This is a genomic window from Amycolatopsis sp. NPDC028719, from assembly GCF_055565395.1.
The window spans coordinates 65,261-83,662 of sequence record NZ_JBVHUL010000002.1 but is presented as its reverse complement, the minus strand read 5'-3'; the positions used below and the strand labels follow the sequence as shown (position 1 = coordinate 83,662).

Sequence of the window (18,402 nt, the reverse complement as noted above, 5' to 3'; positions counted from 1 at the left end):
AGGGCTCTACCGGGCTCAGTCCGGCAGCCCCGGGTTCAGTAGCCAGCTGTAACGGCGGCCGTCGCGGTGTCGATCTACGTGGCAACGACTCAGCGAGGAGTGTTCAATGGCCATCGAAGTTCGCGCCGGCATATCGGTCTACACGTTCGCCGACGGCAAGAAGACCGACGTTCGCGCCGACGGCCATTTGACCGTGATCGGCGAGCAAAGCAAGACTCTCGCCGTTTTCGCGCCCGGCAAGTGGGACAACTGCGCCCAGACCGATTCGTACAAGGTCACGAAGACTCGCGGCACCGCTTCTGCCTAGCACGACCGGTCTGCGACGGTGACCGAATAAGTCACCCCCACGTAGCAGCGAACAGCCGTACGTTGGGGTTGTTCGTCGACAGGTCGTGGTGCGTCTGCGGGTGCCAGAACTGGATCAGCGCGGTACCCGGGTACGTCTGCGGCGCGGTGCGCGGGACGTCCCGTTGCAGGCGGTACCAGAAGTCGACGTCCTCGTAGGCCCAGCCTTCGTACCGCTCGTCGAAGCCACCGACGCGCTCGAAGGCGTCGCGGGTGAAGGCGATCGGCCCGACGCACGGCGAAGAGAACGGCTGCGGCTCGGGGTGGCTGTACTGGTGGCCGGCCACCACCCACCCCTTGGTCGCCGCCTCGTTCACCGAGGCGCCCCGATCGAAGAGCAGCGTCCACGGCTGCGTGTCCAGTTCGGCGTCCGCCCATGCCACCGTCGCCGGGCAGGGCAGCATGTCGGCGCCGAAGCACACGAAGTGCCCGTACTCCGGCGGCGCCAGGCGAACCGCGTTGTTGATCGCGCGGCTCACGCTGAACAGGTGCGGCTCGGGGTACGGGCGGGCGCCCGGCGCGAAGACCGTCGGCGTGCCGTGCAGGGGGTCACCGGCCACGATCAGGTCGCAGCCGGTGCGCTCCCACTCGACACGCAGCCGACGCCACACGCCTTCGCGAATCACGCCAGCCTCGCCGGGCGGCCTGCCGAACGGGACGATCACGGCCGTCCGGCTCCCCGCGTTGCGGTACTCCTCGGGCGGCATCATCAGCACGGCCCTCCCGTCCCCGCGTCCGGCAGGGGGTGGTAACCACCCGGCTTGACGCTGTGCAGCTGCCTGCCAATGCCCTGCTTCAGGACCTCGGCGGCCACCGCGATCATCAGCGCGCGGTTCTGCTCCGGCACCTCGTTCCACGGCTTCGCGCTCGCCTTGCGCGTCTCGTAGCCGAACGACGGCGCCAATCGCTCGTAGGTCTCGTGGAACTGCCGGGCCAACGCCTCGGCCTGCTTCTCATTCATGAGCTGTACGCCTCCTCCCAGCGCCACGCGTTGCCCTCGACCGTCCGGCCGGCTGCCCACTCGCGAGCCTCCTTGCCCAGCTGCTCGCGCGCCTCGGCGTTGTCGACGAGGTACCGCAGGTGGTCCGTCCAGTCGCTCGCCCTACTCGCCAGGTGCGCTACTGGGTCGGCGTAGCCTTTGAGCACCCGGTACGGCGAGCCCTGGTGACCGGACACGATGGACGGAATGCCAAGCGCGGACATCTCCAACAGCGCCAGGTCGCTCTTCGCCTCGTTGAAGGTCGACGGCCGCAGCGGGATCACCGCCAGGTCGAAGTCCACCGCACGCAGGAAGTCACCGACCGACTCGTGCCAGCCAGTCCAGCGGGTGCGGCTGTGGTTGCTGCTGACGCGCTCCTGGTACGGCGCACCCATGCAGTGCAGCTCCGCTCGGTTCCGGTAGTCCGGGTGCTGGAGGAACCGGCGCAGCGGCGCGGCCAGCTCCCCGAAGTCACGGTCATGTGACGCTCCGCCGCGCCATCCGATCGTGACCAGGTCGGGGTCCGGGGCCGCAGGCTTGTCGTGCCCGAGCATCCACGCCGGGACCTGGTTGGGCAGCACGTGGATCTGCGCCGTGGGGTTGACCTCGCGGGCGTGCTCGGCGAGCCGGTCCGTCGTCACCGTGATCACGTCGGCCACGGCCATGTTTTCGCGGTACCGGCGCACGGTCTCGCCGTCGTAGAAGCGCGCGGCCATCCGGTTGGACGGGTCCACGTCGGACAGCAGGTCGTCGGTCTCGAAGACGAGCTTGGTGTGGCCGTCGCGCGCGAGCTTCTGCCAGGTGATCGTCGCCTCGGGCAGGCAAACCCGCTGCCCCACGATCACGTCGCACTCGCCGTTCTTCGCTTCGTTCGGCACCACGCGGCCGTCGGCCATCACGTCGTGCCCGCGCTTCGCCAGCTCGGAGCCGGGGAGCAGGCAGCGGTAGTACCCGCAGCCCGAGTAGTCGGCCACCCACATGAAGATCTTCACCAGTCGTCCCCCGATCGTGATCAACGTGGCGAAACAGCGACATGGCCGTGCGCGACTTCCGGGTATGAGCGACGAGAGCGACGCCCGCGTCTTCGAGGGAGCGAGCCTCCCCGGCTGGGAGCTTCGCGTACGCGGGGACGGCACCGGGTGCTGGATCAACGACGTGCGTCCCACGCGGGGGCAGCACGAGCTGTCTGCCGACGAGGTGCTGGCCGCGATCCGCGACAACGACCTGAGCGAGCGCTAGCCGCCGCGATGCGATCCGGCAGAGTGAAGGTCGCATACCTCGGTGGCGTGAGCGTGCTCGCCTCGACCTTGCTGATCATCTTTAGCGCCGCAACTAGTCGAGGAACCGACTGGTGGGCCGCGTGGGGTCAATGGATCGGAGGCGTTGGCTCGATCGCAGCCGCAGGTGCGGCGTTGTGGATCGCCCATCGGGGCTGGGTGCTCGCCGTGACGGAGGCGCGCGAGAACGAAGCTCGCAAGTTCGCCGTGTGGGTATCTACAGATGGCAGCGAGACGCCGGTTGTCACCTACGTCAATACGACTGCACTGCCCGTCTATGACGTCGTCGTGAAGACTCGCATATTACACTTCAACCACACATTCCGCTTAGGGATTATGTCGCCAACCGATAGAACGGGTAGCGCCCTACCGGCAGTGGGCCAGCGTTTGAAAGACTCAGTAAGGTTTGCCGTCTTCGACCGAATCGGCCAAGAGGCGTACTACGAGAAGGAAGAGAACGACGCGTGGGGCAACAAAATACACGAGGACGATGACATCACCCGAGCGGCGTTATCAGAATCCTTTGATGTCATCCGCAAGATCGAACTCAGCGTCACCTTCCGTCAGGGCAAGCACCGCTGGCGCGCCGACCACGACGGCACCCTGACCCAGCTCTGATGACGCGACGATCGCCACCTCTCAGCGCGCCGAGCACTCGTGTACGTCACCGCGCGTGATACTGCTGCGATGCGATTCGGCAAAGTGGACGTCCGGTACCTCGGCGGCGTGACCCTGCTCGCCTCGATCCTGCTGGTCACCTTCAGCGCCGTGACCGGTCGCGGCACCGACTGGTGGGCGGCGTGGGGTCAGTGGGTCGGCGGCGTCGGTTCGATCGCCGCCGCAGCTGTGGCCCTGTGGATCGCGACCGAAAGCTGGCAGCGAGCCGACGCGGAGACCCGAAGACAGCAGGAACAGAACTCTCAGGCTCAGAGAAAAATTCATGCCTCATCGGTTGTCGTATGGCTTGTGGACAACGTCAATGTCAGCAAGGGCGTTTTTTACCACAATGTATCAGCACTACCAGTGTTCGAAGTGACAGCAGTCGTTGAATTTACACACTTGACAAGACGAACCCACAAGAAGAGCACTAATACAATGCTTGCCGGATCAGACACACTGAGTCCAACCTCTGAGCCACAAGCCTGGGAGGAGCTAAATAGAGCAATTAAAAGCTACTTGGATATTCATGTCGCTCGCCGCACCCTAAAGTCGCCATTCCGCAAGAAAAAGTCCCCACCTATTATTAATTCGCGTATAACTACCGCATTCTCCGACATGAACGGCAACCGTTGGGTTCGATGGCCTGGTGGTCGACTCGAAGAAATCGATCCATCGATTCATAATCCAGCATGGAATAACAATCCGTGACCCTGATGAATTATCCGAGGACCCCCACCGCCGCAAGGATCCCCACAACGAAGGCCGCCACGGACAGGGCGACGAGCACCAGGCGGAAGCCGTCGTTCCGAGCCAGGCCGGATCCGGCGAAGAGCGCGAGGCCCACAGCGATCGCGATGGCGTACGTCATCCCTGTCCCCCTTCGGGTTGCAAGATCGTGATATCCGGGACGAAACAGAACACCTCGCGGCCGCGACTCCGATGCATGGTTCACATCACCTACGACGGCACCAAGTACCGCGTGATCGACGCGCTCAACCCGAACCACGCGCAGAGCCACATCCTGGAGCAGTTGGCCAAGGGCCCCTTCTGGCTCTCGGCGGAGATCGTCGGCGCCCCGACCAACGAAAACCAGGTCGAGCTGCTGATCTCCTCGGGCACGCCGCTCGTCGTCCATCTGTCCTGACCGAACACTCGAATCGAGGTACACATGATCAGCTTGCTCGGTGGCAGCACCACCGTCGTGGTCGTCGCGGATCGCCCGATTTCCTATGCTGCGGCCGAAGCTGCCGTAGCCCGGCACGGCTTCAAGTCGTTCAACATCAACCGCCAGGAACAGCCCGACGGCAAGACGGAGCTGACGGTGTCGGTGCACCTTCCGGTGGAAGAGATCACCGTCGACGGCATACCCGAGGTCGACGCCGTGGCGACCCTGCGTTCGCTCGCCGACGTGCTCTCCGATCTCGACGACTAGCGGTTCAGGTCCCGCTCGGCAGCTTCCTGCCGCTCGCGCGCCTTCGTAATCAGCTCGCCGAGTTCAGCCGGCCGCTGCGTGACCGTGGCGTTCACATCGGACTCAACCCGCGTCGGGGCGTCCAGGCCGAGCAGCCGCGCGGCGCGCTCCTCGACCTTCAACAGCCGGTCGATCGCCGCCAGCGTGGGGCCGTCGTCCTCCAGGGTCTCGCCCTGGCCGGGCGCGATCTTCGCCACCGGCTCGCCGGTCTCCTCGTCGAAGTCGACGACCGGCTTACCCTCGCGGACCACGTGACCGTGACTCACCAGCACGTGACGGCGCTCCAGGACCGCCAGGGCGGCCTCGCGCATCTGCCCGAGACGGTCGAGCTGCATCTGCCTGTACTCGGCGGCCAGCGGCCCCACGCGCTCGTCAGCCTCGGTCTTCACGAGCTTGCGGACCGTCTCGTGGCTGGTCGGATCACCCTCGGCAGTCATCTGCTCGGCCACCTTGCGCAGGCTCAGCCCGCGCAGGGTCAGCTCGTAGGCGCGCACTTGGCGCTCGGCCTGCTCGGCGGGGTTCGCACGCGACTCGTTACGGGCGGCCATCGTCAACCTCCCGTGTGTCAGTCGCGAGGATCTCTAACGGATTGATCACGGGCGCAACGAACGGACCAGCCGGGGCGACGTGGTCGGCATGCTGCTTGCCGAGGAACCGAAGATCACCGACTGGCTATCCGTGTGGTTCAGTCTTGGATCCGGGCTGATCGCCCTACTTGCTCTGATAGCTGCCGCCATCGCGGTAAGAGCAACCATCCAGACGAACCGTACACAGTTCACCCAGCTTCAAAGGATTCAAGAAGATCAAGAGCGCAGGCTCGCTGCGACCTTCGCAGCCTGGCTGGATATCGACGGCGAGCAAGAGACTCGGATCATAATGCGCAATGGCGGAGAACTGCCCGTATACGAAATAGACATATACCTAGTGTGGAAAGACGCACGAAAGTACCTGAAGTCTTTCCCGAACGCGGGCCCGTCCAATGAATCCACGGCGATCGCAGGCAATGTAACGAAAGATGCCAAGGAGTTTATCGACCAGAATTGCCCAGAAGAAGAGGCTCTCAACGTCCCATATTACCGCTATTTTCTGAACCGGCTTCAACTTGAGGTTCGCTTCCGCGACGGAAACGGGACCCCCTGGCGTCGAGAGGCAAACGGCACGCTAGTCAGACGAAACGCCTAACAGCCCCAGTCACACAGACCGAAGACGAAGAACTCCGCAGGCTCGAACGCACTGCGGGTTCAAAGGGCGCGCTGCGCCCCGATCACTGAGACTGTAGAGACGGACAACGACCGTTGTCAACTACGCCGCGCGGCTCTTCACCGAGGCGGCTGTGACCACGTCGACGACCCGGAAGCGGGCAGCCCCACGCGGTCCTTCGTGATCGACCGGGACGAGCCACGAGGTCAAGCGGAAGACAGTCGGCCGGGAGACCGGGCGTGGGGACCAGCTGGCCCAGCTCTTCACCAGCTCGGAGGCGGTGGCCACAAGGTCGACGACAGCGCCGCTGCGCTCGGCCTGCATCTCCTCGACGTCGTGAAGAACCCCGCAGCCACGGCACACGACGGTGGTCGCGAGCGGAGACCCGGACACGGGCTGCCCACACGAGCAGGTGGCGAACACGGTCCGGTCGCCGGGCCGGCGGTCGACCAGTCGCCGGACGCGGTCGACGAGTTCGGTCATCGCTCCGAGCAACGCCGAGGCCTCGGAGTAGCGCGCCAGCTCGGCGGGGTGATCCGCAAGCCAGCGTGCTCTCGCGATCGGCGTCGGGATCGAAGCGACCGGCAGCGCCGGGAACGCGGAGGAGAAGTCGAAGGACCAGGCGGCCACGACCCGGCGGACGGTTCGCATCATCTCGGACGCGGCGTCGTCGTACGGGAGCGGTTGTTCCCGGGGCCCAGAGCGTGCGTACGGGCTCGAACGTCCCGGCCTGGCCTGCCGGGTCACGGCGTCGTCGAGGTCCACCAGCAAGTCCACCAGCTCGTCCAGCCGATCGCGGATGGACTCGACGCACGCGGCGCAAGCCGACTCGAAATTCCGGATTGGACGATCGCACGCACAGGAAGCCACGGCACCACACCCCTACTTGCGGAACTGACCATGATCAGGGTAACCGATGTCTGATGTTGAGCGGTTATGCATGACGCATGAGTCCGTGTTCGTGTAACCAGACCGAAAGCTGGGACGATCTCCGGACATGCGGAAACTCGTGTTCTGGGGCGGCATCGGCTCCGCCGTCGTACTCGTGGCCTTCATCGTCGTCGGTTGGTTCGGCGACGTCTCTTCGGGTTGGTGGGGTGCCGTCGGCCAGTGGTTCGGCGCGGTCGGGACGATCATCGCGGCCGGCGTCGCGCTGTATGTGGCGGACTTAGGGCGACGCGAAGCGGCGAAGGAGCGCAAGGACAACGAGAAGATCCAGGCACGGCTGGTCTTCGGCGAGTACTTCACCCGACCGAGCGGTTTCACCATCGGTGACGTACAGGTCGCGAATCGGTCGGGCGGCTTCATCCTTGACCCGACGATCGTCAACCTGTCCATTCCTCCCGGGTACCGCGACGGCAAGTGGGTCATCAGCGATCCGGCGGGCGAGTTCGTTGCCGATCTTCCCCATCAGATCACCAACGAAATCCGAGCCCACACGCGCACTGACGCACTGACGATCTTCTTCAACGGCATCGATGGCCCGGAACCGCCGGCCACCCTGCCGATCGTGACGATCAAGTTCATCGACGCCGACGGACGTGGTTGGACGCGGCGGGGACGCGCGGAACCGGAGCGATGGTTTCCCGAAGAGCACTTGATCGAGCTGCTTCCCCCGGACGACGAGCCGTCAGCCTAGCCATGCGAGTGCCCCGGGATGCGTTGTGTGTCCCGGGGCACTCGGGTGGTTGGGGCTACTCGGACCGGGCGGCCTTCGCCTCCCGGTCCCGCTCGGCCAGCGCCCGGCGGAACCTGACCAGCTGCACGGCGAGGAAGGCCACGGCGAGGCCGAGCACGGTCAGCACGTCGGCACCTTCGCCAGGCCGAAGGCGTCCTCGATCACCTCGGCCAGCTCGACGAAGTTCAACACGGCCTCCAGGCTCTCGATGGTCACGAGCGGCTCCCCGCCGGCCACCCGCTCGACGACGGGCCTGAGGCGTCCTGTGACGGCCGAAACCTCGATGGTGGGCACGAAGCCCTGTCGGATGCGATCGGCGGTCTTGCCGGGCATCTCGCAGGCCAGGACGTCGACCGCCGTGCGGGTGTACATCTCGCCTTCGAAGCCCTCGCCGTCGGCGTACGGGTCGTCCCGCAGCCCCGAGGCCCACCGGCGCGCGAGCGCGGGCGTGAGCTTCAGCGGAGTCAGCGGCTTCAGCGGACGCGGGTCTTCGTCGACGCGGGTCAGCCCCCGGTACTCCTCCCAGTCACCCGCCTGCGCGGCCAGGCTCGCCGCGCGGAAGTCGATCGGCTCACCCCGGCCGACACCCGCCCTGCCGAGCCCACGCTCCTTGTTGATCTTCGGCTCGACGGCTTCAAGGTGATCCGGCCGCACGCACGCCCGGAGACGGCAGAGGTGATCGACCTCGAACCCGCCCGGGATCGGTCCGGTGTGGAGCTTGAAGTACGCACGGTGCGCACGCTGCTCGCCGTCGACGAGGCGCGGCAGCACCGGGTACCCGCCCCCGTCGAGCGTGCCGGACCAGAGCCAGCACGGCGTCGACATGCCGGACCACTCCACCGGCTCGACGGTGACCACGTAGTGCGTCTTCCAGTCGATCATGATCGTCCTCTCGTTCCGGGCACGTCGTGCCCTCCTATGTCTTCGAGCCAGTTGGGGCGGGTTGGACAGGATCAGGCCGAACGGAGGTAGGCCGAGTCCGGGAGCAGGTCGTTCGCCAAGGCCCGCGTGAAGGCCCTCGACGTCGAACGCTCGTCGAAGCCCGCTTCGAAGTCCGCGCGCGTCACAGCTCCCTCGGCGACCAGCTCGGCCACCAGCGCGCGCACCGGGTCCAGCCAGTCGGCCTTCGGCGGCTTCGACGCGTTGTCCGGCTCCTTGGCGGCCAGCTCGTGCGCCAGGCGCTCGTCGAGCAGCTGCGCGTTCCGTCCACCCCGGCCGAAATTCGGACGACGCACACCGTGCTCCCTGGCCGAGGGATCGGGATCGCTCGCGGGCGCGATGGAGTCCGCGCTCCGCGCAGCGGACGCGGAGCGTTCAGCCGGGCGCTCCTTGGCGGTCCCCCGGGCGGTAGCCGGGTGTTCTTTTGGAGATTGGGGGTCTGCTCGGCGTCGCACGACGGAGTTCTCTGCGTCGTGCGACGGTGAATCGACCGCCGTGCGACGGAGATCTGCCCGTCGTGCGACGGTGTTCTCTGCGTCGTGCGACGGTGAATTGACCGTCGCAACGGAAGTCCGATCGACAGACTTAGGGGGCGGTGTGCCGTACCGCTTGGCGTTGTGCCGCTTGTGCCGGGTGCGGGTCTTGGTCTTGCTGGTCGCCTGCCGGGCCTCCTCGGCCTCGGCCAGCTCGTTCCACAACGCCTCGTCGTCGATGGCGAGCGCCCACGCGGTCAGGCCGGTCTCCTCGTCGAAGCGCCGCTCGAAGTACTCCCGCCTGCCACCCGGCATCTCGGCCCACGAGGTCGGCACCGTCTTGCCCTTGGCCTTCTCGCGCTCCTGAAGCAGCTCGGCGATCTCCTCGACCTCCATGCGCCGAATCAGCCCGAGGTCTTCCAAGCGGCGGAGCTTCTTGCGGGTGGCCGAACGATCCAGGCCGACGGCGGCAGCCAGGGTTTCCATGGCCGGATAGGCACCTTCGCCGGTCTGGAAGTCCGCGTGCAGCGCGAGGGCGTGCAGCAGCTCGTGCGCGGCTCGATCGCGCGCTCCCCGGCCATCGCGGATGGACGGAAACTTGAGCGCCCAGTGGAGCGCAGGCAGAGCCTGGCCGCGCACCTCGTCGTAGTCGAAGCTCACGAGGCACCGCCGAGCAGCCGCGCGGCCTTCTCGGTCAGGTGATAGTGCGCCACCGCACGGCCGGCCTCGTTGAATTCGGGAGCCTTAGTCAGCCAACCGGCGTCGATCGCGTTGCCGAGGCCCCGCCAGGTGGAGACCGGGTCGATCGGCAGCAGCTCGGCGACCTGGCCCCGCGTGGCCACTTCGAAGCCGTGGGCCGCGAACACAGCCATCACCCGGAGGCCTGACGCGGTGAGCTTCGCGTCCTCGAAGACGGCCCAGGGCAGCGTCACGTTCTCCCGCACCGGATACACCTCTCTCGTCTCGTGAAGACGGGCGATCCTCCGGTGCGGCGCTCTGTGTCTTCGCTTGCTTGCCACGCCGACAGTACGGGAAGCAAATCCGTTGCGCACCAACCCGTTTGGGTAGGTGCCAGATCGGAATAACAGGTAATCACGTGTAACACAAGGCTGCGACCAGCCAATTTGTGCGTTCCCACAAACTTGGCCAGAACAGCGAAAGGCCCGTCCGTCCACATGGGACAGGCGGGCCAGGGGAACGAGGGTCAGACGGCGGGGAGAGGCGGGAGCAAGCGGCGAAGCGTGGCGCGAGCCTCAGGGTTGAGCGGACCGGCCTGCTCGACGGCCAGGCGGATCCAGCGCTCGCGAGGAGTCTCGTCGACGGGGCGGGCGACCTCGACGGTCAAACTATCCACTGGCGGCACGGCAGGGCCCTTCAGCCGGTGCCCTCCAGTGCGAGCCTTGCGGGTTACCCCGTCAGCGAAACACGACGGGACACGAAGAGCAAACCGCTCAGCGGCCAAGCGCGCAAGGGCCTGATCGGCACTCGGCACCGCGATGGAGGTGCAACCGGTCCTCTGTAGGCGTGTTCCTCCCCCGGCCACGCGGCGTCGGTTCCAGGCGAAGCTCCCCCAGATGCTCGACGCGAAGCACCACCCGCAGGGTCGTCCGCTTGGTGTCGAACGCGGCAGCCTCCCACCGGGCAGCCACATCCGACCCCGGTGCCAGCGCTCCGGCGAGGTCACTGGGCGCCAGGAGCGCGGCCCGGTCAGCCTCCAGCTTCTCCCGCCTCTCCTCGAAGGCCGCTTCGCCACGGGCCGCACTAGCAGGCTTGATCCGACCGGCGTCCCGCTCGGCCAGCAACTCCTCAAGGTCGTTCCCCAGCTCGGCCAGCTGCTCGTCGAGCGAGCGCAGCTGGTCCGCTCCGTCCTTCACCCCGGCCGGGGTGAGAATGTCGTAGTTCTCCGGGGCGGCCAGGTAGGCAAGGACGGCGCCGACCACGATCTCCTCGGCCTCGGCCTGGTCGACGTGGGCGCAGCCGCTCGGCCGGCACCCGTAGTAGAGCGGCCGGTGACCGTCCACGCCCTTCGTTCCCCGACGCGTGCACGTGGTGCCAGCGCACTTGCCGCACACCGCGATGCCGGTGAGCAGCCACCGGCGCCCGCCAGGGCGCGACTTCTTACGCTTCGCGGAGTTGAGTCGTCGCTGGACACGGTCGAACAGGGTGGGATCGACGATCGCGTCCCACGTGGCCTGCACAACGACGGCGTCCGGCGTGGGCGTGTGGCTGCCGCGTTTCCTGGTCGGATCGTGCATCCGGCGTCCGGCATAGCTCGGGTTCGTCGCGAGCTTGCGCAGGTTCGGCGCCAGGAACGGCTTCCCGCCGCGTCCGGTCACACCCCGGGCGCGCCAGTCCTGCTCGACGGCGTACAGCGAGTGGCCCCGGTCCAGTCGATCGAACAGCTCGGCAACCAGCGGAGCCTCTTCGGGGTGCGGTGCCTGCTCGATCAGCCGCCGTGTGCGCTCGTCGTACAGCCGCGCGAAGCCGTACGGGATCTTGCCGTGGGGGCGTCCCTCGGCAGCAACGGCAGCGGTCCCCCGCCGCGTGCGCTCGCTCAGTAGCCCGGCCTCGAAGGCAGCGTCTACCGCTGCGTTCATCAGCTCCTTGCGGTCGTAGGCCGAGCTGGGATCCAGCAGCCGCCCGCGCACCTCGATCCAGAACCGAACGCCGTGCCGCGCGGCCAGCTCGATCAGCTCCAGCCACTCGCGCTCTTGACGGGAACCTCGGGACGGCTCCCAGAGCATCAAGATCCCGCCGTCCAGCTTCCCGGCCGCCAGGTCGCGGAGCAGCCGCACAAACCCGGGGCGCTCCTTCGAGCCGGCCGACGCGCTCCCCACGTCTCGGTAGGACGGTTCCCGAAGTTCCCAGCCCATGCGCGTCGCGGTGCGCCCGTGGTCGGCGTGCTGGTCGTCTGGTGACTTCTCACGGCCCGACCGATCCTTGGACACCCTGACCAGATCCCACGCGACCTGCGGGTTTGCCGCTTCAGCACTCATGGCTTTTAATTGTACTTACGAGGGCACATCGTGCGTCATCGACGGGGGCATGAGCGCCGACGACGTCGAGGTGCACTCCCTGCCGCTCTACCACTGCGCGCAGCTGGACTGCTTCTTCTCCGTCGACGTCTACCTCGGCGCGACCAGCGTGATCCTGCCCGGCCCGGACCCCGCCGCGCTGCTCGCCGCCGTCGAACGGGAACGCGCGACGAAACTGTTCGCGCCGCCCACCGTGTGGATCTCCCTGCTGCGCCACGAAAACTTCGACCGGACCGACCTGTCCAGCCTGCGGAAGGGGTACTACGGCGCGTCGGCGATGCCGGTCGAGGTGCTGCGCGAGCTGCGCCGGCGCCTGCCCGAAGTCGAGCTGTGGAACTTCTACGGCCAGACCGAGATGGCGCCGCTGGCCACGATCCTGCGCCCGCACGAACAGCTCGACCGCGCCGGCTCGGCCGGGCGGCCTTCGCTCAACGTCGAAACGCGGATCGTCGACGACGAGGACAACCCCGTGGCGCCGGGCGAGATCGGCGAGATCGTGCACCGGAGCCCGCACGCCACCCTCGGCTACTACCGCGACGAAGCCAAGACCGCCGAAGCGTTCCGCGCCGGCTGGTTCCACTCCGGCGATCTCGGTGTCGTCGACGAGGACGGCTACCTGTCCGTCGTGGACCGCAAGAAGGACATGATCAAGACCGGTGGCGAGAACGTCGCGAGCCGCGAAGTCGAAGAAGCGCTGTACCTGCTCGACGGTGTTGCCGAAGTCGCCGTGTTCGGGATCGGTCATCCACACTGGATCGAAGCGGTGACCGCGGTCGTCGTGCCGCGCGAAGGCGTCGTTCTCGACGCTGCGCAAGTGATCGACCACGCAAAGGCACACCTCGCCGGTTACAAATGTCCCAAGTACGTCGTGTTCACGGACCGGCTTCCCAAGAATCCGAGCGGAAAGATCGTCAAGCGCGAATTGCGCGAGCGACACAAAGGACTCGCGACCGAGGGCTGACCACCGAAAACTCCTTGCGTGACACGGAAGACGGCGGATACCGTCGGGTCGGCACCGCCGCCTTCCGAGGAACGCGGGACATGCGTCCCACCAGGGCCGACCGGCCCGGAAACGAATCAGCCAAAAGCCATGGCGCGCGACGTCCGTCGGGTCTAGTAATGAGGCCGTTCCTCGTTCCCGAACCCCGAAAGGATCTCCCGTGTCCGTTTTCCTCGCCGTTCTGCTCGCCCTGGCCGCGGGGCTGCTGGTCGGCAGCCGCGTCCACAGCGCCCGCGAGGCACGCTCCAACTACTCCGCCTACCGGGCCCGCACGGCCAAGGGGTTCGGGGAGATGATCCGGTCCGCGGTGTCGGCTCTGGTCGCGGTGGTCGGCGCCCTCGTGCTGCTCTTCATCCTGCTGAACGTGCTCCAGCAGGCCTGACGCGGAACCCGACTCATGGCGGGTTGTTGCCGCCCCGGCGGCGGCGCACGCTTTCTCCTGGCCCCGACGGACGGGGCCGGGAAAGGACTCCCCCCATGAGATCGAGGGTGCTTTCTGCTGCGCTCAGTGCCGCTGTCGGCCTGCTGGGCACAGTGCTCGTCGCCGCGCCGGCCGAGGCCGCCGCGGTCTGCGGTGACCAGGTCGTCGGCAACGGCGGGTTCGAGAGCGGTACCGCGCCGTGGACCCAGACCAGTGGCGTGATCTCCGCCGCCACCACGGCGGAGCCCGCGCACGGCGGGACGATGGACGCCTGGCTGGACGGCTACGGCAGCACGCACACCGACACCCTCTCCCAGGCGCTGACGCTCCCCGCCGGGTGCGCTTCGGCGTCGCTGTCGTGGTGGGCGCACGTCGACACCAAGGAGACGACCACCGGCACCGCCTACGACAAGCTGGTGGTGCAGGCGGGTTCCGACACCCTCGCGAGCTACTCGAACCTCGACAAGAACACCGGGTACGTCCAGCGCACCGTCGACGTGTCGCGCTACCTGGGGCAGACCGTCACGCTCAAGATCACCGGCACCGAGGACTCGAGCCTCGCGACCAACTTCCTCCTCGACGACTTTTCGCTGACCACGACCGGGACGAGCAACCCGCAGTCACCGGTCGTCACCTCGCCGGGCGCCCAGTCGAGCGCCGCCGGCCAGGCCGTGTCGCTGCAGGTCCAGGCCACCGACCCGCAGAGCGACGCGCTGACCTGGACCGCGACCGGCCTGCCCGCCGGGCTGGCGATCGGCGCGAGCACCGGCCGGATCACCGGCACGCCGACCACCGCCGGGACGTCCTCGGTGACCGTCACGGCCAAGGACCCGGCCGGCAACAGCGGCAGCGCCACCTTCGCCTGGACGATCACGGCCGCGCCCGCGGACTCCACGCGCACGCCGATCAGCCCCGCCTACACGGTCAACCTGACTTCGAACACGGCCGGCACGACGTGGACCGGGCACCAGAGCGTCAGCTTCACCAACGGCTCGGCGACCGCGCTGCCCGAGGTCTACCTGCGGCTTTGGGACAACTACCACGGCAGCTGCCCGACGACGCCGATCACGGTCACGAACGTCACCGGCGGCACGGCGTCCGCGCTGAGCGTGAACTGCACGGCCATGAAGGTCACGCTGCCGAGCCCGCTGGCCCAGGGCCAGTCCGCGACCATCGGCTTCGACCTGGGCATCGTCGTGCCCAGCGGCGCGGACCGGTTCGGCCACGACGGCGCGTACACCATGATCGGCAACGCGCTGCCGGTGCTGGCCGTCCGAGACGGCGCGGGCTGGCACCTCGACCCGTACACCAACAACGGCGAGTCCTTCTACACGGTGATCGGCGACTTCGACGTCACCCTGGTGCACCCGACGTCGCTGCTGACGCCGGCCACCGGCTCGTCGACCGAGACGACCAGCGGCACCACGACCACCACGCACGCCGTCGCGAACAAGGTGCGGGACTTCGCGTGGGCGGCCGGGCCGTTCGCGAAGATCACCACGACGTCCGGCAAGGGCGTGCGGGTCAACGTCTACTCGGTCAGCGGGATCTCCACGAGCAGCGCGAACCAGATGCTGACGTTGGCCGCCGACTCGATCGACGTCCACTCGGGCCGCTTCGGCGACTACCCGTACGGTGAGGTGGACGTCGTGCTGGACAACAACTTCTGGTTCGGCGGCATGGAGTACCCGGGCTTCGTGCTCGACCTCGTGTCGACCACGGCACTCCCCCACGAGCTGGCGCACCAGTGGTTCTACGGGATCGTCGGCGACGACGAATACACCTCGCCGTGGCTGGACGAGAGCTTCACCGACTACGCCACCGACCTCTACCGCGGGATCACCGGCAGCGGCTGCGGCATCACGTGGCAGTCGAGCGCGGAGAAGCTGACCAACTCGATGGCCTACTGGGACGCGCATTCGTCCCGGTACTCGACGGTGGTCTACAACTACGGCAAGTGCACGCTGCACGACCTGCGGCGGACCATCGGCGACACGGCGATGGCGAACCTGCTGAAGTCGTACGCCCAGTCGCACTGGTACGGCGTGTCCACGACGGCCGAGTTCAAGGCCGCGGCGCAGGCGGCGGCCGGGTCGACCGACCTGACGTCGTTCTGGGCGTCGCATCGTGTCGAGGGATGACACTGTGGGCTGATAATCGGGTTTCGTTCCCCGTCCGTGTCCGCCACTGTGGGGGCATGGACGGGGAACGGCTCTTCTGCGACACCGCGCTGGCCGAGCGGATCGAACGCGCCGAGGCACGGCTGATCGCCGAAAGCAGCGACGCCGCGCGGGCCCGCCGGGGCGACGACGTCGGCTTCGCGCGGCCGTTCGCCGGCGGGATCGCGAGCTTCGCGGAAGCGGACTCGCCGTTCAACAAGGTCGCCGGGATCGGCTTCGCAGGCCTGCCCGATGATCTCGACGAGATCGAAGCGGCCTTCGCCGAGCTGGGCGCGCCGGTGCAAATCGAGCTGTCCCAGCTGGCGGACGCCGCGGTCGGCACTTACCTGACCGGCCGGGGCTACCGGCTGGAGAACTACGAGAACGTGCTCGGCCGCCGGGTCGCCGACTCCGGCTTCCCCGATTTCGTCCGGCGTTCCGGGGCCGACGAGCTGGAGACGTGGCTGGCCGGCATCGCCGAGGCATCCGCCACCGCCGACACCGAGGGCCTGCCCTCGCACGAGGACTTCCCGCGCGAGACCATCGTCAACGCACTGCGCGACATGCCCGGCATGCTGCGGTTCACCGCGGAACGGGACGGCGAGTTCGCCGGCGGTGCCGGTCTTCGCGTCGTCGACGGGATCGCGCAGCTCGGCGGCGCGGCGACGCTGCCCGCCCACCGCCGCCGCGGCGTGCAGACGGCGCTGGTGCGCGCCCGGCTCGCGGCGGCCACCGACCTCGGCTGCGACTTCGCCGTCGTCACGACCCAGCCGGGGTCGAAGTCGCAGCAGAACGTGCAGCGGATGGGGTTCGACCTGCTCTACGCGCGGGCGATCCTGGTGAAGGGGACCTCGGCGACGAGCTCTTCCGGCGCGGAGAGCCGCCAGGCCTCGTAGATCAGCTCGGCGACCTCGTCGGGCTCGACGCCGTCGAGGTACACCACGACCCAGCCGAAGCCACCCGCGGTGAACTGGACCTCGAAGACGTCGGGGCGTTCGGAGACCAGGGCGAGCTGCTCGGAGATCGTCTGCTTCAGGCCGAGGGTCCGCGTCCGCGGCCAGTAGTAGCCGAACCGCTTTCCGCGCACGCTGAACGACGAGTAGTCGCGCGCTTCGGACCGTTCGACGTCCGCCAGCTCGCCGAGCACCCGTTCGAAGTCCTGCACCGGCTTACCGTAGCGCGCCGGTACCGTGCGGGACATGACCGAGCCCGTGGCCCGGCTCACCGGGCACAGCGTCACCGAGTCCCGCCCGATGGCCGGCGACCTCCGCGAAGCCGTCCTCGACGACGGCCGCGTCGTCATGCTCAAGCGCGGGCACGCGCCGGGGGCGACCGCGGCCGAGGCGGCGGGCCTGCGCTGGCTGGCTTCGGCGGCGGCGGTCCCGGTGCCGTCGGTGGCCGGCCACGACGAGAACTGGCTGGTCATCGACCGCATCCCGGAGGGGCGCTCGTCGGCCGCGGCGGCCGAACGGCTCGGGCGCGGCCTGGCGCGCCTGCACGCGGCCGGAGCGCCGGCGTTCGGCGCGGCTCCCCCGGGCGGGCCCGCCGACGCGTGGATCGGCCGGGCGCCGATGAGCTGCGTCCCCGGGGAGGACTGGGCTTCCTGGTACGCGTCGGACCGCGTGCTGCCCTACGTCCGCCGGGCGGTCGACGCGGGGACGTTCGACGCGGCGGAGGCGGCGTTGTTCGAGCGCGCGTGCGACCGCATCCCGCCGTCGGCCGAGCCCCCGGCGCGGCTGCACGGCGACCTGTGGACGGGCAACGTCCTCTGGGACGGCCGCGAGGCGTGGCTGATCGACCCCGCCGCCCACGGCGGGCACCGCGAGACGGACCTCGCGATGCTGCACCTGTTCGGGTGCCCGCACCTCGGCAGCGTGCTGGGCGCGTACGAGGAGATCGCGCCCCTGGCCGAAGGCTGGGCCGGGCGGATCGGGCTGCACCAGCTTTTCCCGCTGCTGGTGCACACCGTCCTGTTCGGACGGTCGTACGCCGGGCAGGCGGTGGCCGCGGCCCGCTCGTTCTAGCAGTGCTGGAGCATGCTGTCGAGGGCCGTCTTTTCGGGGACGGTGATCGTGAGTCCGTAGTTGCTCTTGACCACGATCCAGTCGGTGGCGTAGGTGCACCAGTAGGAGACCAGCGGCGGTTTCCACTGGTCCGGCGCCTTGTCGCTCTTCTGCTCGTTGAGGTTGTCGGTGACCGCGTGCAGCTGCGGGCGGATCAGGTCGTTGGCGAACTGCTCACGGCGCTCCTGGGTCCACGACTTCGCGCCGCTCACCCAGGCCTGGCCCAGCGGCACCATGTGGTCGATGTCCACATCGGACGCCTTCCGCCAGGTCTCGCCGTCGTACTCGCTGACCCAGGTGCCGGACTTGGGGGCGCAGTCGGCGTTGGTGGTGACGTCCTTGCCGTCGCGCTTGAGGACCTGCTCGCGCGTGTCGCAGGCGCCGTCGACCTTGTCCCAGTGCGGGAACTTCTCGCGGCTGTAGCCGTCCATGGTGCCGCGCACGGCGACCTTGAGCTGCGCCAGCTGGGCCTTCGCCTCTGCGGGCGCGATCGGCGGCGCGGCGGCGGTACCGGTGGGCTGTGCCCCGGCTTGGGAGCCGGAGACCAGTCCGTCGGGCACCTTGCAGCCGGTGAGGGACGCGCCCGCGAGGACAGCCAGCAGGACGAGCGCTCGGGTGCGCGGCATCGTGAACCCCTTTCACGTCTACCGGGAGGTGCCCAGGCGACGCGCCGGGGAAACGGTGCAGATGGCCTAGTTGGCG

At 68.0% G+C, this 18,402-nt stretch carries 25 protein-coding genes; 13 read left to right on the top strand and 12 right to left on the bottom strand.

Annotated elements, in window-relative coordinates; translation table 11 throughout:
- The first annotated feature begins 106 nt into the window (after positions 1-106).
- Positions 107-307 carry a hypothetical protein gene (locus ACZ4TR_RS08275; RefSeq protein ID WP_465286385.1) on the top strand — a complete coding sequence of 67 codons (201 nt, stop codon included), beginning with the start codon at positions 107-109 and terminating at the stop codon, positions 305-307.
- 31 nt (positions 308-338) lie between these two features.
- Here ACZ4TR_RS08275 and ACZ4TR_RS08270 read toward each other — a convergent pair whose 3' ends face one another.
- Genes ACZ4TR_RS08270 through ACZ4TR_RS08260 form a run of 3 tightly spaced genes read right to left on the bottom strand, consistent with a single transcriptional unit; the run spans position 339 to position 2,316 of the window.
- Positions 339-1,055, bottom strand: a complete 717-nt coding sequence (locus ACZ4TR_RS08270; protein WP_465287327.1) for a galactosyltransferase-related protein — start codon at positions 1,053-1,055, stop codon at positions 339-341.
- The gene (locus ACZ4TR_RS08265) at positions 1,055-1,306 is read right to left on the bottom strand and encodes a hypothetical protein (protein WP_465286384.1); all 252 of its coding nucleotides are present in this window, start codon (positions 1,304-1,306) and stop codon (positions 1,055-1,057) included. Before ACZ4TR_RS08265 ends, ACZ4TR_RS08270 begins: the two co-directional genes overlap by 1 nt.
- Complete coding sequence (locus ACZ4TR_RS08260) at positions 1,303-2,316, bottom strand: glycosyltransferase family protein (RefSeq protein ID WP_465286383.1); 1,014 nt, start codon at positions 2,314-2,316, stop codon at positions 1,303-1,305. Before ACZ4TR_RS08260 ends, ACZ4TR_RS08265 begins: the two co-directional genes overlap by 4 nt.
- 64 nt (positions 2,317-2,380) lie before the next feature.
- On the opposite strand from ACZ4TR_RS08260, the gene ACZ4TR_RS08255 reads away from it, so the two are divergent.
- The 3 genes from ACZ4TR_RS08255 to ACZ4TR_RS08245 all read left to right on the top strand — a co-directional run bounded on the left by ACZ4TR_RS08255 (position 2,381) and on the right by ACZ4TR_RS08245 (position 3,969).
- The gene (locus ACZ4TR_RS08255; protein WP_465286382.1) at positions 2,381-2,563 is read left to right on the top strand and encodes a hypothetical protein; all 183 of its coding nucleotides are present in this window, start codon (positions 2,381-2,383) and stop codon (positions 2,561-2,563) included.
- A gap of 47 nt (positions 2,564-2,610) precedes the next feature.
- Positions 2,611-3,219, top strand: a complete 609-nt coding sequence (locus ACZ4TR_RS08250) for a hypothetical protein (RefSeq protein ID WP_465286381.1) — start codon at positions 2,611-2,613, stop codon at positions 3,217-3,219.
- 69 nt (positions 3,220-3,288) lie between these two features.
- The gene (locus tag ACZ4TR_RS08245; RefSeq protein WP_465286380.1) at positions 3,289-3,969 is read left to right on the top strand and encodes a hypothetical protein; all 681 of its coding nucleotides are present in this window, start codon (positions 3,289-3,291) and stop codon (positions 3,967-3,969) included.
- A 10-nt stretch (positions 3,970-3,979) separates the two neighbouring features.
- Here the strand turns inward: ACZ4TR_RS08245 and ACZ4TR_RS08240 are convergent, their stop codons facing one another.
- Positions 3,980-4,129: a hypothetical protein gene (locus ACZ4TR_RS08240; protein ID WP_465286379.1), complete on the bottom strand. Its 150-nt coding sequence runs from the start codon at positions 4,127-4,129 to the stop codon at positions 3,980-3,982.
- A 75-nt stretch (positions 4,130-4,204) separates the two neighbouring features.
- On the opposite strand from ACZ4TR_RS08240, the gene ACZ4TR_RS08235 reads away from it, so the two are divergent.
- Together ACZ4TR_RS08235 and ACZ4TR_RS08230 are read left to right on the top strand one after the other, a co-directional pair.
- Positions 4,205-4,405 carry a hypothetical protein gene (locus ACZ4TR_RS08235; RefSeq protein WP_465286378.1) on the top strand — a complete coding sequence of 67 codons (201 nt, stop codon included), beginning with the start codon at positions 4,205-4,207 and terminating at the stop codon, positions 4,403-4,405.
- Between the two features lie 24 nt (positions 4,406-4,429).
- Complete coding sequence (locus tag ACZ4TR_RS08230; RefSeq protein WP_465286377.1) at positions 4,430-4,693, top strand: hypothetical protein; 264 nt, start codon at positions 4,430-4,432, stop codon at positions 4,691-4,693.
- Here ACZ4TR_RS08230 and ACZ4TR_RS08225 read toward each other — a convergent pair.
- The gene (locus ACZ4TR_RS08225) at positions 4,690-5,280 is read right to left on the bottom strand and encodes a hypothetical protein (RefSeq protein WP_465286376.1); all 591 of its coding nucleotides are present in this window, start codon (positions 5,278-5,280) and stop codon (positions 4,690-4,692) included. The two genes, ACZ4TR_RS08230 and ACZ4TR_RS08225, sit on opposite strands and share 4 nt — an antisense overlap.
- 79 nt (positions 5,281-5,359) lie before the next feature.
- On the opposite strand from ACZ4TR_RS08225, the gene ACZ4TR_RS08220 reads away from it, so the two are divergent.
- Positions 5,360-5,914 carry a hypothetical protein gene (locus ACZ4TR_RS08220; protein WP_465286375.1) on the top strand — a complete coding sequence of 185 codons (555 nt, stop codon included), beginning with the start codon at positions 5,360-5,362 and terminating at the stop codon, positions 5,912-5,914.
- A 120-nt stretch (positions 5,915-6,034) separates the two neighbouring features.
- Here ACZ4TR_RS08220 and ACZ4TR_RS08215 read toward each other — a convergent pair whose 3' ends face one another.
- Positions 6,035-6,709: a hypothetical protein gene (locus ACZ4TR_RS08215; RefSeq protein ID WP_465286374.1), complete on the bottom strand. Its 675-nt coding sequence runs from the start codon at positions 6,707-6,709 to the stop codon at positions 6,035-6,037.
- A gap of 220 nt (positions 6,710-6,929) precedes the next feature.
- Between ACZ4TR_RS08215 and ACZ4TR_RS08210 the strand changes: the two genes are divergently transcribed.
- Positions 6,930-7,571 carry a hypothetical protein gene (locus ACZ4TR_RS08210; protein WP_465286373.1) on the top strand — a complete coding sequence of 214 codons (642 nt, stop codon included), beginning with the start codon at positions 6,930-6,932 and terminating at the stop codon, positions 7,569-7,571.
- Positions 7,572-7,730: 159 nt separating this feature from the next.
- On the opposite strand, the gene ACZ4TR_RS08205 is transcribed toward ACZ4TR_RS08210, so the two are convergent.
- The 4 genes from ACZ4TR_RS08205 to ACZ4TR_RS08190 all read right to left on the bottom strand — a co-directional run bounded on the left by ACZ4TR_RS08205 (position 7,731) and on the right by ACZ4TR_RS08190 (position 12,018).
- Positions 7,731-8,492, bottom strand: a complete 762-nt coding sequence (locus tag ACZ4TR_RS08205; RefSeq protein WP_465286372.1) for an HNH endonuclease signature motif containing protein — start codon at positions 8,490-8,492, stop codon at positions 7,731-7,733.
- A 71-nt stretch (positions 8,493-8,563) separates the two neighbouring features.
- A complete protein-coding gene (locus ACZ4TR_RS08200; RefSeq protein ID WP_465286371.1) occupies positions 8,564-9,682 on the bottom strand; it encodes a helix-turn-helix domain-containing protein in 1,119 nt (372 codons plus the stop codon).
- On the bottom strand, positions 9,679-9,966 hold the full coding sequence (locus ACZ4TR_RS08195; RefSeq protein WP_465286370.1) for a hypothetical protein: 288 nt from the start codon (positions 9,964-9,966) through the stop codon (positions 9,679-9,681). Before ACZ4TR_RS08195 ends, ACZ4TR_RS08200 begins: the two co-directional genes overlap by 4 nt.
- A gap of 507 nt (positions 9,967-10,473) precedes the next feature.
- A complete protein-coding gene (locus ACZ4TR_RS08190; protein ID WP_465286369.1) occupies positions 10,474-12,018 on the bottom strand; it encodes a recombinase family protein in 1,545 nt (514 codons plus the stop codon).
- 49 nt (positions 12,019-12,067) lie between these two features.
- On the opposite strand from ACZ4TR_RS08190, the gene ACZ4TR_RS08185 reads away from it, so the two are divergent.
- From ACZ4TR_RS08185 to ACZ4TR_RS08170, 4 genes are all read left to right on the top strand, one after another.
- Positions 12,068-13,018 carry an AMP-binding protein gene (locus ACZ4TR_RS08185; protein WP_465286368.1) on the top strand — a complete coding sequence of 317 codons (951 nt, stop codon included), beginning with the start codon at positions 12,068-12,070 and terminating at the stop codon, positions 13,016-13,018.
- 199 nt (positions 13,019-13,217) lie between these two features.
- Complete coding sequence (locus tag ACZ4TR_RS08180; RefSeq protein WP_285478150.1) at positions 13,218-13,439, top strand: hypothetical protein; 222 nt, start codon at positions 13,218-13,220, stop codon at positions 13,437-13,439.
- Between the two features lie 107 nt (positions 13,440-13,546).
- Positions 13,547-15,619: a putative Ig domain-containing protein gene (locus tag ACZ4TR_RS08175; protein WP_465287326.1), complete on the top strand. Its 2,073-nt coding sequence runs from the start codon at positions 13,547-13,549 to the stop codon at positions 15,617-15,619.
- A 56-nt stretch (positions 15,620-15,675) separates the two neighbouring features.
- Positions 15,676-16,533 carry a GNAT family N-acetyltransferase gene (locus ACZ4TR_RS08170; protein ID WP_465286367.1) on the top strand — a complete coding sequence of 286 codons (858 nt, stop codon included), beginning with the start codon at positions 15,676-15,678 and terminating at the stop codon, positions 16,531-16,533.
- Here the strand turns inward: ACZ4TR_RS08170 and ACZ4TR_RS08165 are convergent.
- Positions 16,458-16,838, bottom strand: a complete 381-nt coding sequence (locus ACZ4TR_RS08165) for an MmcQ/YjbR family DNA-binding protein (RefSeq protein WP_465286366.1) — start codon at positions 16,836-16,838, stop codon at positions 16,458-16,460. The genes ACZ4TR_RS08170 and ACZ4TR_RS08165 overlap by 76 nt on opposite strands.
- Here ACZ4TR_RS08165 and ACZ4TR_RS08160 point away from each other — a divergent pair.
- Positions 16,837-17,661 carry a fructosamine kinase family protein gene (locus tag ACZ4TR_RS08160; protein ID WP_465286365.1) on the top strand — a complete coding sequence of 275 codons (825 nt, stop codon included), beginning with the start codon at positions 16,837-16,839 and terminating at the stop codon, positions 17,659-17,661. The genes ACZ4TR_RS08165 and ACZ4TR_RS08160 overlap by 2 nt on opposite strands.
- On the opposite strand, the gene ACZ4TR_RS08155 is transcribed toward ACZ4TR_RS08160, so the two are convergent.
- On the bottom strand, positions 17,658-18,326 hold the full coding sequence (locus ACZ4TR_RS08155) for an HNH endonuclease family protein (protein ID WP_465286364.1): 669 nt from the start codon (positions 18,324-18,326) through the stop codon (positions 17,658-17,660). The two genes, ACZ4TR_RS08160 and ACZ4TR_RS08155, sit on opposite strands and share 4 nt — an antisense overlap.
- Positions 18,327-18,402: the final 76 nt, after the last annotated feature.

What these genes read in the sequence shown, in the direction of transcription:
- ACZ4TR_RS08275 (WP_465286385.1), top strand. Translation starts at nt 107, where the DNA reads ATGGCCATCGAAGTTCGCGCCGGCATATCGGTCTACACGTTCGCCGAC.
- ACZ4TR_RS08270 (WP_465287327.1), bottom strand. Translation starts at nt 1,055, where the DNA reads ATGATGCCGCCCGAGGAGTACCGCAACGCGGGGAGCCGGACGGCCGTG.
- ACZ4TR_RS08265 (WP_465286384.1), bottom strand. Translation starts at nt 1,306, where the DNA reads ATGAATGAGAAGCAGGCCGAGGCGTTGGCCCGGCAGTTCCACGAGACC.
- ACZ4TR_RS08255 (WP_465286382.1), top strand. Translation starts at nt 2,381, where the DNA reads ATGAGCGACGAGAGCGACGCCCGCGTCTTCGAGGGAGCGAGCCTCCCC.
- ACZ4TR_RS08245 (WP_465286380.1), top strand. Translation starts at nt 3,289, where the DNA reads ATGCGATTCGGCAAAGTGGACGTCCGGTACCTCGGCGGCGTGACCCTG.
- ACZ4TR_RS08240 (WP_465286379.1), bottom strand. Translation starts at nt 4,129, where the DNA reads ATGACGTACGCCATCGCGATCGCTGTGGGCCTCGCGCTCTTCGCCGGA.
- ACZ4TR_RS08235 (WP_465286378.1), top strand. Translation starts at nt 4,205, where the DNA reads ATGGTTCACATCACCTACGACGGCACCAAGTACCGCGTGATCGACGCG.
- ACZ4TR_RS08230 (WP_465286377.1), top strand. Translation starts at nt 4,430, where the DNA reads ATGATCAGCTTGCTCGGTGGCAGCACCACCGTCGTGGTCGTCGCGGAT.
- ACZ4TR_RS08225 (WP_465286376.1), bottom strand. Translation starts at nt 5,280, where the DNA reads ATGGCCGCCCGTAACGAGTCGCGTGCGAACCCCGCCGAGCAGGCCGAG.
- ACZ4TR_RS08210 (WP_465286373.1), top strand. Translation starts at nt 6,930, where the DNA reads ATGCGGAAACTCGTGTTCTGGGGCGGCATCGGCTCCGCCGTCGTACTC.
- ACZ4TR_RS08205 (WP_465286372.1), bottom strand. Translation starts at nt 8,492, where the DNA reads ATGATCGACTGGAAGACGCACTACGTGGTCACCGTCGAGCCGGTGGAG.
- ACZ4TR_RS08190 (WP_465286369.1), bottom strand. Translation starts at nt 12,018, where the DNA reads ATGAGTGCTGAAGCGGCAAACCCGCAGGTCGCGTGGGATCTGGTCAGG.
- ACZ4TR_RS08185 (WP_465286368.1), top strand. Translation starts at nt 12,068, where the DNA reads ATGAGCGCCGACGACGTCGAGGTGCACTCCCTGCCGCTCTACCACTGC.
- ACZ4TR_RS08170 (WP_465286367.1), top strand. Translation starts at nt 15,676, where the DNA reads ATGGACGGGGAACGGCTCTTCTGCGACACCGCGCTGGCCGAGCGGATC.
- ACZ4TR_RS08160 (WP_465286365.1), top strand. Translation starts at nt 16,837, where the DNA reads ATGACCGAGCCCGTGGCCCGGCTCACCGGGCACAGCGTCACCGAGTCC.
- ACZ4TR_RS08165 (WP_465286366.1), bottom strand. Translation starts at nt 16,838, where the DNA reads ATGTCCCGCACGGTACCGGCGCGCTACGGTAAGCCGGTGCAGGACTTC.
- ACZ4TR_RS08155 (WP_465286364.1), bottom strand. Translation starts at nt 18,326, where the DNA reads ATGCCGCGCACCCGAGCGCTCGTCCTGCTGGCTGTCCTCGCGGGCGCG.